This is a genomic window from Pseudomonas sp. GL93 (assembly GCF_003408955.1).
In the GTDB taxonomy this organism is placed as follows: Bacteria; Pseudomonadota; Gammaproteobacteria; order Pseudomonadales; family Pseudomonadaceae; genus Aquipseudomonas; species Aquipseudomonas paracarnis.
Window position 1 is genome coordinate 21,534 of sequence record NZ_NKRF01000005.1, and the last position, 12,428, is coordinate 33,961.

The 12,428-nt window shown below is 60.7% G+C and carries 10 protein-coding genes; 3 read left to right on the forward strand and 7 right to left on the reverse strand.

The window, feature by feature from the left end:
* Positions 1-153: 153 nt before the first annotated feature.
* A complete protein-coding gene (locus CER19_RS01830) occupies positions 154-1,761 on the reverse strand; it encodes a carboxyl transferase domain-containing protein (RefSeq protein WP_116665183.1) in 1,608 nt (535 codons plus the stop codon).
* Positions 1,762-1,773: 12 nt separating this feature from the next.
* Positions 1,774-2,937 (reverse strand): isovaleryl-CoA dehydrogenase, encoded by a 1,164-nt coding sequence (locus tag CER19_RS01835; RefSeq protein ID WP_032896578.1) that lies wholly within the window; start codon positions 2,935-2,937, stop codon positions 1,774-1,776.
* A gap of 150 nt (positions 2,938-3,087) precedes the next feature.
* On the opposite strand from CER19_RS01835, the gene CER19_RS01840 reads away from it, so the two are divergent.
* Positions 3,088-4,722, forward strand: a complete 1,635-nt coding sequence (locus CER19_RS01840) for an AMP-binding protein (RefSeq protein ID WP_116665184.1) — start codon at positions 3,088-3,090, stop codon at positions 4,720-4,722.
* Between the two features lie 663 nt (positions 4,723-5,385).
* Here the strand turns inward: CER19_RS01840 and CER19_RS01850 are convergent.
* From CER19_RS01850 to CER19_RS01860, 3 genes are read right to left on the reverse strand one after another with little or no spacing between them, the layout of a single operon-like run.
* The gene (locus CER19_RS01850) at positions 5,386-6,285 is read right to left on the reverse strand and encodes a hydroxymethylglutaryl-CoA lyase (RefSeq protein ID WP_116665186.1); all 900 of its coding nucleotides are present in this window, start codon (positions 6,283-6,285) and stop codon (positions 5,386-5,388) included.
* Between the two features lie 16 nt (positions 6,286-6,301).
* Positions 6,302-6,694 (reverse strand): MerR family DNA-binding transcriptional regulator, encoded by a 393-nt coding sequence (locus tag CER19_RS01855; protein ID WP_003192195.1) that lies wholly within the window; start codon positions 6,692-6,694, stop codon positions 6,302-6,304.
* A gap of 53 nt (positions 6,695-6,747) precedes the next feature.
* Positions 6,748-7,677 (reverse strand): LysR family transcriptional regulator, encoded by a 930-nt coding sequence (locus tag CER19_RS01860; protein ID WP_116665187.1) that lies wholly within the window; start codon positions 7,675-7,677, stop codon positions 6,748-6,750.
* Between the two features lie 151 nt (positions 7,678-7,828).
* On the opposite strand from CER19_RS01860, the gene CER19_RS01865 reads away from it, so the two are divergent.
* Positions 7,829-9,058 (forward strand): acyl-CoA dehydrogenase, encoded by a 1,230-nt coding sequence (locus CER19_RS01865; protein ID WP_116665188.1) that lies wholly within the window; start codon positions 7,829-7,831, stop codon positions 9,056-9,058.
* Positions 9,059-9,198: 140 nt separating this feature from the next.
* Here CER19_RS01865 and CER19_RS01875 read toward each other — a convergent pair whose 3' ends face one another.
* Positions 9,199-10,530, reverse strand: a complete 1,332-nt coding sequence (locus CER19_RS01875) for a substrate-binding domain-containing protein (protein WP_116665189.1) — start codon at positions 10,528-10,530, stop codon at positions 9,199-9,201.
* Between the two features lie 209 nt (positions 10,531-10,739).
* On the reverse strand, positions 10,740-11,552 hold the full coding sequence (gene xthA / locus CER19_RS01880) for an exodeoxyribonuclease III (protein WP_116665190.1): 813 nt from the start codon (positions 11,550-11,552) through the stop codon (positions 10,740-10,742).
* A gap of 168 nt (positions 11,553-11,720) precedes the next feature.
* Between xthA and CER19_RS01885 the strand changes: the two genes are divergently transcribed.
* The gene (locus tag CER19_RS01885) at positions 11,721-12,371 is read left to right on the forward strand and encodes an N-acetyltransferase (RefSeq protein WP_116665191.1); all 651 of its coding nucleotides are present in this window, start codon (positions 11,721-11,723) and stop codon (positions 12,369-12,371) included.
* Positions 12,372-12,428 lie beyond the last annotated feature (57 nt).

Below are 12,428 nucleotides of genomic sequence, written 5' to 3' on the forward strand. Positions count from 1 at the left end.
CTCCATGATAATGAGAGGCCTCCTGTAGGAGCGCGCCTGTTGTGGCGAGCAAGCTTGCTTGCGCTGGGGTGCGCAGCGCCCCCAAAAAAGCCGGGACTGCTGCGCAGTCAGCGGGAGCAAGCTCCCTCGCCACAACAGGCACGCTCCTACAGGTTACATGCGGAACACGCCGAAGCGGCTCGGCTCGATGGGGGCGTTCAGTGCGGCGGACAAGGCCAGGGCCAGCACGTCGCGGGTCTGCAGCGGGTCGATAACGCCGTCATCCCACAAGCGTGCGCTGGAGTAGTAGGGGTGGCCCTGGGTTTCATACTGGTCGAGAATCGGCTGTTTGATCGCGGCTTCCTCCTCGGCACTGAAACCGTTGCCGGCGCGCTCAGCCTGTTCGCGTTTGACCTGCACCAGTACCCCGGCGGCTTGTTCGGCCCCCATCACGCCAATGCGTGCGTTGGGCCACATCCACAAAAAGCGCGGGTCGTAGGCGCGGCCACACATCCCATAGTTACCCGCACCAAAGCTGCCACCGATGATCACGGTGAATTTCGGCACCTTGGCGCACGCCACGGCGGTGACCAGCTTGGCGCCGTGCTTGGCAATGCCGCCGGCTTCGTATTTCTGGCCGACCATAAAGCCGGTGATGTTTTGCAGGAACAACAGGGGGATCCCGCGCTGGCAGGCCAGTTCGATAAAGTGCGCGCCTTTCTGCGCGGCTTCGGCGAACAGGATGCCGTTGTTGGCCAGGATCGCAATCGGGTAGCCGTGCAAGTGCGCGAAGCCGCACACCATGGTCGTGCCGAACAAGGCCTTGAACTCATCGAACACCGAGCCGTCCACCAGCCGCGCGATGACTTCGCGCACATCAAAGGGTTGCTTGGCATCCGCCGGGATCACGCCATACAACTCTTCGCCGCTGTACAGCGGCGCCACCGGCGGGCGTTGCAGCAGCTCACCTTGCTTGCGCCAATTGAGGTTGGCCACGCTGCGTCGCGCCAGCGCCAGGGCGTGCTCATCGCTGTCGGCATAGTGGTCGGCCACGCCCGAGACCTTGCAGTGCACATCGGCACCGCCCAGGTCTTCGGCGCTCACCACTTCACCGGTGGCGGCCTTCACCAGCGGCGGGCCGGCGAGGAAGATGGTGGCTTGCTGGCGCACCATGATCGCTTCGTCGGCCATGGCCGGCACGTAGGCGCCGCCTGCGGTGCACGAGCCCATCACCACGGCAATCTGGGGAATGCCCTGGGCGCTCATATTGGCTTGGTTGAAGAAGATCCGCCCGAAGTGCTCGCGGTCGGGGAACACCTCGTCCTGGCGCGGCAGGTTGGCGCCGCCGGAGTCCACCAGGTAGATACACGGCAGGCGGTTCTGCTCGGCGATGGTCTGGGCGCGCAGGTGTTTTTTAACGGTCAGCGGGTAATAGGAGCCGCCTTTGACCGTGGCATCGTTGGCCACGATCATGCATTCGACGCCTTCCACCCGACCGATGCCGGCAATCACCCCGGCTGCCGGGACGTCTTCGCCATACACCTGGTGGGCGGCCAGTTGGCTCAGCTCGAGAAACGGCGAGCCCGGGTCGAGCAGACGGTTGATACGCTCGCGGGGCAACAGTTTGCCGCGTGAGGTGTGGCGCTCCTGGGCCTTGGCGCCGCCACCTTGGTGGACGTGGGCGAGCAGGCTGTGCAGGGCGTCAACCTGTTCAAGCATCGCCGCGCGGTTGGCGGCAAATTCCGCCGAGCGCGGGTTGAGCTGGGTGTGCAGGGTGGCCATGGGCGTGCTCCTTCAGCGGGTTTCGTTGAACAGTTCGCGACCGATCAACATCCGCCGAATCTCGCTGGTGCCCGCGCCAATTTCGTAGAGCTTGGCGTCACGCAGCAGGCGCCCGGCGGGGAACTCGTTGATATAGCCATTGCCGCCCAGAATCTGGATCGCATCCAGGGCCATTTGCGTGGCGCGCTCGGCGCTGTAGAGGATCACGCCCGCAGCGTCCTTGCGCGTGGTCTCGCCGCGCTCGCACGCCTGGGCCACCGCGTAGAGGTAGGCGCGGCTGGCGTTGAGTTGGGTGTACATGTCGGCGACCTTGCCCTGGATCAACTGGAATTCGCCGATGCTCTGGCCGAACTGCTTTCGGTCGTGGATGTAGGGCACGATCAGGTCCATGCATGCCTGCATGATCCCGGTAGGGCCACCAGAGAGCACCACACGTTCGTAGTCCAGGCCGCTCATCAACACTTTCACGCCGCCATTGAGCACGCCGAGGATGTTTTCTTCGGGTACCTCGACGTCGTCGAAAAACAGCTCGCAGGTGTTGGAGCCGCGCATGCCCAGCTTGTCGAATTTATTGCTGCGGCTGAAGCCTTTCCAGTCGCGTTCGACGATGAAGGCGGTGATGCCGTGGGGGCCTTTTTCCAGGTCGGTCTTGGCGTAGATCACATAGGTATTGGCGTCCGGGCCGTTGGTGATCCAGGTCTTGCTGCCATTGAGTACGTAATGGTCGCCGCGCTTGTCGGCGCGCAGTTTCATCGACACCACGTCAGAACCGGCATTCGGCTCGCTCATGGCCAGGGCGCCGATATGTTCGCCGCTGATCAGCTTGGGCAGGTACTTGAGTTTTTGTGCGTGGTTGCCGTTGCGGTTGATCTGGTTGACGCACAGGTTGGAGTGCGCCCCGTAGGACAACGCCACCGAAGCCGAGCCACGACTGATTTCTTCCATGCTCACCACATGGGCCAGGTAACCAAGGCCGGCACCGCCGTACTCCTCGGGCACGGTGATGCCCAGCAGGCCCATGTCCCCAAACTTGCGCCACAGGTCGGCGGGGAACAGGTTGTCGATGTCGATCTGGGCCGCGCGCGGTGCGATCTCCTTGGCCACGAAGGACTGCACCTGGTCGCGCAGCATGTCGATGGTCTCGCCGAGGGCGAAGTTCAGGGACGGGTAACTCATGGACAGGCACCTTAATGTGAGCTTTGTTGTTGTGTGGGCGGGGCGCGGGAGGAGGGCGCTCACCTTTACGTTAACGTAAGCTTGCGTTACGGCGCTGTCAATCGTAGTTTACGTATACGTCAACCTACAAAAAAGATAACAGGGGTCGTTATGGATCAACCGCACCCGAGCTACAGCCGTGGCTCCCAGGACAAGACCTTGCTGGCCATGACCATTGGCCAGGCATTCGATCATACCGTTGCGCAGTATCCAGATGGCGAAGCCTTGGTGGTGCGCCACCAGCAACGGCGCTACACCTGGCGGCAGCTGGCCGAGACGGTTGAGCTGCACGCCCGCGCGTTCCTCGCCCTGGGCATGCAAACCGGCGACCGCATGGGTATCTGGGCGCCTAACTGTGCCGAGTGGCTGATCTGCCAGGTGGCGAGCGCCAAGCTCGGGGTGATCCTGGTCAATATCAACCCGGCCTATCGCAGCAACGAATTGGACTACGTGCTCAAGCAGTCCGGCTGCCAATGGCTGGTATGCGCCGGTTCGTTCAAGAGCTCCGATTACCACGCCATGCTCCACGCGCTGAAGCCCGAGCTGCGCGGCCTTATCAGCCTCGACCCCAGCCCGCCGCCTGAATTCATGCCCTGGTCGCACTTGGCAGCCCTTGGCGCAGGCGTGTCGCCCGAGCAACTGCACAGCCGCCAGGCCAGTCTGCATTTCGATCAACCTGTGAATATCCAATACACCTCCGGCACCACCGGCTTCCCCAAGGGCGCCACCCTCAGTCACCACAACATCCTCAACAACGGTTACATGGTCGGTGAAAGCCTGGGCCTGACGGCAGGGGACCGCCTGGTGATCCCGGTGCCGCTGTATCACTGCTTCGGCATGGTCATGGGCAACCTCGGTTGTATCACCCACGGCACCACCATGATCTACCCCAATGACGGCTTCGACCCGCTGTTGACGTTGAGCGCCGTCGCCGAAGAAAAAGCCACCGGCTTATATGGCGTACCGACCATGTTCATCGCGCTGCTCGATCACCCACGCCGAGCCGAGTTCGACGTGTCCAGCCTGCGCACCGGGATCATGGCCGGGGCGACATGCCCGATCGAGGTGATGCGTCGGGTCATCCATGAGCTGCACATGGGAGAGGTGCAGATTGCCTACGGCATGACCGAAACCAGCCCGGTGTCGCTGCAGACCGGCGCAGACGATGACATAGAGCGGCGTGTCACCACCGTGGGCCGCACCCAACCGCAACTGGAAACCAAGATTGTCGACGAGGCCGGTAACACCGTGGCGCGTGGTGTGATCGGTGAGCTGTGCACCCGAGGCTATAGCGTGATGCTCGGTTACTGGAACAATCCTGAAGGCACCCGTGAGGCCATCGACGATGCTGGCTGGATGCACACCGGCGACTTGGCGACCATGGATGATCAGGGGTACGTGTGCATTGCCGGGCGTAACAAGGACATGATCATTCGTGGGGGTGAAAACGTTTACCCGCGGGAGCTGGAAGAGTTTTTCTTTACCCATCCGGCCGTGGCGGACGTGCAGATCGTTGGCATCCCGGATGAGCGTTATGGCGAAGAGATTGTTGCCTGGATCAAGTTCCATCCCGGTCAGGTGGCCAACGAGCTGGAGTTGTTGAGCTGGTGCAAGGACCGCATCGCCCATTTCAAGACGCCCAGGTATTTCAAATTCGTGGATGAGTTTCCGATGACGGTAACGGGCAAGATCCAGAAATTTCGCATGCGCGAAATCTCGATCGAAGAGCTGCAGATGCAATCTTGATAGTGAAGTAAAACCATTGTGGGAGCGGGCTTGCTCGCGAATGCGGTGGTTCAGTCAATGATGTGTCGACGGTCACTCTGCGTTCGCGAGCAAGCCCGCTCCCACATTTTTGACCTGTGGCAGCTTTGCGAAAAGCACAAAGGGGACCCGAAGGTCCCCTTTAATTTGTCGTTGCCTGCTCTTTTCTTATTATTGAGGGGCGGCCTGTTGTTGTTTTTGGTAGCCGTGGCCCGTACCGCTTTTTTTGCGACCCCCATCCGGGGTCAAGAGCAAACGTATTTTTTTGAACGCTGACCTGCTTCTTCGTAAACGATCCAACCAGTGGGTAGCTACCTGAGGTAGTTTTATTTTTCTCTAGCCGGTTGCGGGTTGCGGCATGCCGTACCCTGGGAAGCACATCTTCTCCAAAAAAATCTGTTAGCTGCGTCTCTGCCGTGTTGTTTTTGTTATGTCAGAGTCGTTTCGTCTTATTTTTATTAGGTTTGGCGCTTTTTATTCTTGTTATGCCATAGAAATAGCAGAAGGCGTGCCAACTTTTAAAAAGCCTTTAAAATCAATTGGTTGGGTTTTTTTCATTATTTTTTTCCAGTCGGTGCGGCGGATTTTGTTCCCGCGTTACCCGTTATGGCGGTGTGCGGTAACACATTGTCACAGCTGTGCTACTCACCCGGCGTTACGCACCTTCGCCACACGGGAACCCGTAGGCCGCCCCAGCACCTGGCTGATCTGTTGGCCGGCGCCAATCAAGCGTTCCAGGTCGATGCCCGTGTCGATGCCCAGGCCGTTGAGCAGGTACAGCACGTCCTCGGTGGCCACGTTACCGCTGGCGCCTTTGGCGTAAGGGCAGCCGCCCAGGCCTGCGATAGAGCTGTCGAACACCGTGATGCCTTCCAGCAGGCTGGCGTAGATGTTAGCGATGGCCTGCCCGTAGGTGTCATGGAAATGCCCGGCCAGCTTGTCCCGTGGCACTTGCGCGCCGACCACCTCGAACAGGCGCCGGGTAGCGCCCGCCGTGCCGGTACCGATGGTGTCTCCCAAGGACACTTCATAGCAGCCCATGGCATACAGCTCGCGGGCGACGGCCGCCACTTGCTCCGGCGCGATATCGCCTTCATAGGGGCAACCCAGTACACAGGACACATAGCCGCGCACGCTGATGCCGTGCTGCTTGGCGGCGGCCATGATCGGTGCGAAGCGCTCCAGGCTTTCGCTGATGGAACAATTGATATTGCGCTGGGAGAACGCCTCGGACGCCGCCGCAAACACCGCGACTTCCTTGACCCCGGCCGCCAGCGCATCCTCGAACCCGCGCAGGTTCGGTGCCAGTGCGCCATAGGTTACGCCGGGCTTGCGCTGGATCTGCGCAAACACTTCGGCGGAGCCGGCCATTTGCGGCACCCATTTGGGCGAGACAAAACTGCCGACTTCGATATAGCTCAAGCCGGCGGCGCTCAAGGCGTCCACCAGTCGGACTTTATCCGCCACGTTGATGGGCTGGGCTTCGTTCTGCAAACCGTCGCGCGGGCCGACTTCAACCAGGCGTACGTGGGAGGGGAGGGACATGGCAGTTACCTTCTGGTCAATGGCCGGCTTGGCTGATGGTCTGCGCCAGGGCCTGGGTGCAACGCTCTTCAGCGGTGTCCAGTTCCAGCTTCATCTGTTCGATATCCAGCAGTTGCTGTTCCAGCTGTTCACGGCGTTCGGCGATCTTGGCCAGCATGCTGTTGAGTTGGATCTGGTTGCCGCCGGTGGGGTCGTAGAGTTCGATCAGTTCGCGGCATTCGGCCAGGGAGAAACCGATGCGTTTGCCGCGCAGGATCAGCTTGAGGCTGACCTTGTCCCGCGCCGAGTAAATGCGCTCCTGGCCCCGACGTTCGGGGGCCAGCAGGCCTTGTTCTTCATAGAAACGAATGGCGCGGGTGGTGATATCAAGCTCGCGGGCGAGGTCGGAGATGCTGTAGGTGGTGCTCATGGCGGTGCTCAAGGAAGTCTTGGCGCTAAGCTAATTGCAGGTTGACGTAAACGTCAAGGCTGCAGGACTTTCTTTTCCTGGGCCGTCACCTGCTGGCACAACTCGATCATCTGTTCACGCATCCAGCGGTTCGCCGGGTCCTGGTCGGTGCTTTCGTGCCAGTACAAATGGGTTTCCACCGGTGGCACGCTGTTGACAGGCAGTTGGAACCAGTGCAGTTCATGACGGCGAGCGAAACGCTCGGGCACGGTCATCACCATGTCAGTCTGTTGCAGCACCTGGGAGGCCATCAGGTAATGCTGGGAACGCAGGGCGATCTTGCGCTGAATGCCCATCTTGCCCAAGGCCAGGTCCACATAGCCCAAACCGTTGCGGCGGCTGGAGATGTGGATATGGGTCAGCGACAGGTAATCATCCAGCGTGAATTTGTCCTTGCCCGCCATCGGGTGGCCCTTGCGCATGGCACACACGTAGCGGTCTTCCATCAGCTTTACGTGACGCACCTGCGGGTCGGTGTTGAGCGGTGCATCCACGGCAAAGTCCAGGCGCCCGGCCGCGAGTTCCTTGGTGGTTTCCCGGCGTTTTGACAGGAAACTTTCGATCACCACGGTCGGCGCCAGGCGACGCAGGCGCTGGAACAGCAGCGGCAGGATCACGGCCTCGGTCAGGTCGGTCATGCTGATGCGGTAGGTCTTGGCCGCCTGTTGCGGGTTGAAGATGCGGCTTTCCTGCACCGACACGCGCAGCAATGACAACGCATTGCGCACCGGGCCGATGATGTTCTGCGCCATGGGCGTGGGCACCATGCCTTGGGCGGTGCGCACGAACAGCGGGTCGTTGAAGGTTTCGCGCAACCGTGCCAGGGCGTTGGACACCGCCGGCTGGGTGATGCCGACGATCTGCCCGGCGCGGGTCAGGTTGGCTTCGGTGTAGATCGCATCAAAGACGATGAAGAGGTTGAGATCGACCTTGCTCAGATTCATTTCGTTGCGCTCTTATTGTTAGGTGCTCATACGCCGATCATATATCGGTGATGAATGTTAATACACGCCGAGAATAGGCTAGGTAAATTATCAACGCTGTTCTAGCATCGAATGCATGACCTAAACAACCTCTCAGAGAAGGGAGCTGCCCATGGATTTCGCCTATTCGCCCAAGGTTCAGGAACTGCGTGAACGCGTCACTGCGTTCATGGACGCTTATGTCTACCCGGCCGAACCAGTGTTTGAACGCCAGGTCAGCGAAGGTGATCGCTGGCAGCCCACGGCGATCATGGAAGAACTCAAGGCCAAGGCGAAGGCCGAGGGCTTGTGGAACCTGTTCCTGCCGGAATCCGAACTGGGCGCCGGCCTGAGCAACCTTGAATACGCACCCTTGGCGGAAATCATGGGCCGCTCGTTGCTTGGCCCTGAGCCATTCAACTGCTCTGCCCCCGACACCGGCAATATGGAAGTGCTGGTGCGCTACGCCAACGAAGAACAGAAACAGCGCTGGCTTGAACCCTTGCTGCGCGGCGAGATTCGCTCGGCTTTTGCCATGACCGAACCGGATGTGGCGTCCTCGGACGCCACCAACATGGCCGCCCGTGCCGAACGCCAGGGCGACGAGTGGGTGATCAACGGCAAAAAATGGTGGACCTCCGGCGCCTGCGACCCGCGCTGCAAGATCCTGATCTTCATGGGCCTGAGCAACCCCGATGCGCCGCGTCACCAGCAGCACTCGATGATCCTGGTGCCGGTCGATACCCCAGGCGTGAAAATCCTGCGGCCGCTGCCGGTATTCGGCTACGACGATGCGCCCCACGGGCATGCCGAAGTGCTGTTCGACAATGTGCGCGTGCCCTATGAAAACGTGTTGCTGGGCGAAGGCCGTGGCTTCGAGATCGCCCAGGGCCGCCTTGGCCCAGGCCGTATCCACCACTGCATGCGTTCGATCGGCATGGCCGAACGTGCGTTGGAATTGATGTGCAAACGCTCGGTCAGCCGCACCGCCTTCGGCAAGCCCTTGGCGCGGTTGGGCGGCAATATCGACAAGATCGCCGACTCACGCATGGAAATTGACATGGCACGCCTGCTGACCTTGAAAGCGGCGTACATGATGGACACCGTAGGCAACAAAGTGGCGAAAAGCGAAATCGCCCAGATCAAGGTGGTGGCCCCGAATGTGGCCTTGAAGGTCATCGATCGCGCGATCCAGCTGCACGGCGGCGCCGGGGTGTCCAACGACTTCCCGCTGGCCTATATGTACGCCATGCAACGCACCCTGCGCCTGGCCGACGGCCCGGACGAAGTGCACCGCGCGGCGATTGGCAAGTTTGAGATTGGCAAATATGTGCCACGGGAATTGATGCGCGGCGGGCAGTAGCACTGATGATCGTTCCCACGCTCTGCGATCGTTCCCACGCTCTGCGTGGGAACGCCTCCCGTGACGCTCTGCGTCACCCTTTCAAGAGCGGACGCGGAGCGTCCAGAGCGGCATTCCCACGCGGAGCGTGGGAACGATCCTCAGTACACCCACACCTCCACCCGCCGATTCTTGATCCGCCCCTCATCCGCAGTATTGGCCGCCACCGGCATCTGCGCACCAAACCCGCGAATATCCTTGAGCACCACACCGCTCTTGGCCAGCTCCCGGCGCACCGCCATCGCCCGCAATTTCGACAACAAGGCCGCACGTTGCGGGTCGTTCTTGGTATCGCCAAACCCCACCAGCGTCACCTGTTTATCCAGCTTGCCGTGGCTTCTGATATAGGCCACCACTCTCTGCACGTCCTGGCGCGCCTTGTTGTCGAGGCTGGCGCTGCCCTCGTCGAAGCGAAAATTTACCGTCAGGCGCTGAGCGTCCCGGGCGATGGCCTGGTAATCGTCAGGCATCGACGGGCGCGGCGTCACGCCAATCGCCTGCACCTGCTGGGCGATAAAGCCATTGGCAGCCACAATCGCCTGGCCTTTGCTGCCTTGGGTAAACTCCACCAACGCCTTCGCCCACGGGTTGGGGGAGGAGGGTGGCAAGTAGAAGAACAGCCGGCGTGACAGCGGGTAATCTTCGGTGGCGATCAGGCTGGTCAGCGGCAACATCGGTTGCGAGTCACCGTCGACAATCGCCACCGCCTTGGCCTGGCGCACAGAGGGCAGGCCGATAAAACCGATGCCCTGGGGGTCTTGGCTCACCGCATCGGACAGCTGTTCGCTGGATTCAAAGCGCTTGGCCGACGGCGCGAGCGGTTGGCCGCGGCGGCTCAGCACCAGTTCCCTGAAAGTGTCGAAGGTGCCGGACTGATCATCCCTGGCATATAAATGGATGGTCCCGCCTGTACCTCCCAGTGCCTCCCAGGTGCTGACCTCGCCGTTGAAGATCTGCGCCAATTGCTCGGTGTTGAGGCTATTGAGCGGGTTGCGCGGGTTAACGATGATTGCCAGGCCATCAATGGCGATCACATGCTCGGCGCCTGGGCTTTTCAAGTCACCCAGGGGATCGAGGTCCACCAGCTCGCTGTCTTTGATCGGGCGGGACGCTGCGGCGAGGTCGGCGCGGTTGTTCTTCAGCGCCGCAAAGCCGGTGCTGGAACCGTGGGCCGCGACCTCGATGGTGACCGTCTTGCCTTGGCGCGTCGTGCCGACCACGCGCTGGTCATTCGCCCCGGCACCTGCTTCAGCGTGTACGTCCTGCAAGCCCTGATGCTCCATCAAACCCTTGACCAGCGCCGGGCCGAGGGCCGCGCCGATGGTGTTGGAGCCCTGGATGCGCAGGGCCGGGCCTTGGTCGGGAATGGACAGAGGGGCCGCCACGGCGGGGAGTGCGATTGCAAAACACAGGAACAGAACGCGCAGCATCATGCCGGCACCTTCTCAAGCCAAGGGAGTGCCGGGAGATTAAGTCAGTTGGATTGCAGTCATATGACCGACACGGGCGCTGGCAAACCCTGATGCCCTGTAGGAGCGAGCTTGCTCGCGAAAAGCGTCAACGATAACGCAGCGAATCTGTTTTAACGCGGCGCTTTCAAGTTCTTCGCGAGCAAGCTCGCTCCTACAATCCATTTTTGAGGTCAGCTCAGTTCCAGCCAGATCGGCGCATGGTCCGACGGTTTTTCCAACCCGCGCAGGTCGTAATCCACCCCCGCATCCTTGACCCGTGGCACCAAACCGGTGGATGCCATGATCACATCAATACGCAGCCCACGCTTGGGCTCGTCCTCAAACCCACGGCTACGGTAATCGAACCAGCTGAAGCGGTCGGTCACGTCCGGGTTGAGGTGGCGGAAGCTGTCCACCAGGCCCCAGTTCTTCAAACGTGCCATCCACTCGCGTTCTTCCGGCAGGAAGCTGCACTTGCCGGTTTTCAGCCAGCGCTTGGCGTTGTCGGCGCCGATGCCGATATCGCAGTCCTCTGGGGAAATGTTCACGTCGCCCATCACCACCAGTGCCTGGTCATTGCTGAACTGGCTTTCCAGCAATTGTTGCAAGTCTTCATAGAAGCGCTGCTTGGCCGGGAACTTGGTTGGGTGGTCGCGGCTTTCGCCCTGAGGGAAATAGCCGTTCATGATGGTCACCGGCTGGCCGTTTTCATCGGCGAAGGTGCCCCAGATAAACCGGCGTTGGGCGTCTTCTTCATCGCTGGCAAAACCTTTGTGCATGCTCAAGGCCGGTTGGCGCGAGAGCAGCGCCACGCCGTAATGGCCTTTCTGCCCGTGGTAGTACACGTGATAACCCAGGGCCTGCACTTCGGCCAACGGGAACTGATCATCGTGGACCTTGGTTTCCTGCAAGCCGATCACGTCCGGTTGATGCTTTTCAATCAGCGCCGCCAACTGATGAGGGCGAGCACGCAGCCCGTTGATATTGAAGGAGACGATTTTCATGGTCGGCAGTCCAGTCTGGCAAAAGGGCGATGCTAGCCGACAAGTCGGATGGGGGCCAGCGTGGCGGTAGGGTGAATGCGCTGCTAATGTCTGGGAACGACTGGAGCTGTGTAGGTTCGTACCCATAAGAACGCCATGTTTGAGTGGCGCCCAGGGAGATTGACTGTTATGCCAGACACTTCGACGGCCACTGCCGAAATCCGCCTGCTCAATAGCGGTTATTCCCGCGAGGCGCGTTCCCTGCTGTACCAGGCGTATCGCCATGAACCGACCTTCGCCTATATTTTCGAAGCCGAGCGAGCGGGCTATGAGCAGCGAGTACGTGCCACCGTGCGCGAACTGGTCAAGCAGCACTTCTTTCAGAAACTCCCTGCCATCGGCCTGTTCGTCAACGATCGGCTGATTGGCATCGCCCTGATTGCGCCGCCGCAACGGCGCCTGGGCATCACCGAAAGCTGGGCCTGGCAAATCCGCATGTGGCTGAGCACGGGCGTGCGCGGTACGCGGCGTTACCTGGAATACCATCATGCCGTCATGGCGTGCCTGCCCAACGAGTCTGTGCATGTGCTGCCGTTGCTGGGCATTCACCCGCAGTTTCAGGGCAAGCACCATGGTGAGCAGTTGCTGGAAGCGGTACACAATTGGTGTGCCGACGACCCGCATTCATCCGGCGTGGTGCTCGACACCGGCAACTCCCGTTATCTGGATTTCTACAAGCGACAGGGCTATGAGGAAATCGGCGAAGTCGCCGTAGGGCCGGTGCGCGAGCATGTGTTTTACCATCCCAATCCCCAGGCGTTACATCCTGCAACGGCTTAGAACAGAATTATTCAGACTAATCCTGGTTCAAAGTTCCTCCCTCGCTCGTGTAGCATC

Excerpts from the sequence above, each read along its gene's own strand:
- CER19_RS01830 (WP_116665183.1), bottom strand. The coding sequence starts at position 1,761 with ATGGCCACCCTGCACACCCAGCTCAACCCGCGCTCGGCGGAATTTGCC.
- CER19_RS01840 (WP_116665184.1), top strand. The coding sequence starts at position 3,088 with ATGGATCAACCGCACCCGAGCTACAGCCGTGGCTCCCAGGACAAGACC.
- CER19_RS01865 (WP_116665188.1), top strand. The coding sequence starts at position 7,829 with ATGGATTTCGCCTATTCGCCCAAGGTTCAGGAACTGCGTGAACGCGTC.
- CER19_RS01860 (WP_116665187.1), bottom strand. The coding sequence starts at position 7,677 with ATGAATCTGAGCAAGGTCGATCTCAACCTCTTCATCGTCTTTGATGCG.
- CER19_RS01875 (WP_116665189.1), bottom strand. The coding sequence starts at position 10,530 with ATGATGCTGCGCGTTCTGTTCCTGTGTTTTGCAATCGCACTCCCCGCC.
- CER19_RS01885 (WP_116665191.1), top strand. The coding sequence starts at position 11,721 with ATGCCAGACACTTCGACGGCCACTGCCGAAATCCGCCTGCTCAATAGC.
- xthA (WP_116665190.1), bottom strand. The coding sequence starts at position 11,552 with ATGAAAATCGTCTCCTTCAATATCAACGGGCTGCGTGCTCGCCCTCAT.
- CER19_RS01835 (WP_032896578.1), bottom strand. The coding sequence starts at position 2,937 with ATGAGTTACCCGTCCCTGAACTTCGCCCTCGGCGAGACCATCGACATG.
- CER19_RS01855 (WP_003192195.1), bottom strand. The coding sequence starts at position 6,694 with ATGAGCACCACCTACAGCATCTCCGACCTCGCCCGCGAGCTTGATATC.
- CER19_RS01850 (WP_116665186.1), bottom strand. The coding sequence starts at position 6,285 with ATGTCCCTCCCCTCCCACGTACGCCTGGTTGAAGTCGGCCCGCGCGAC.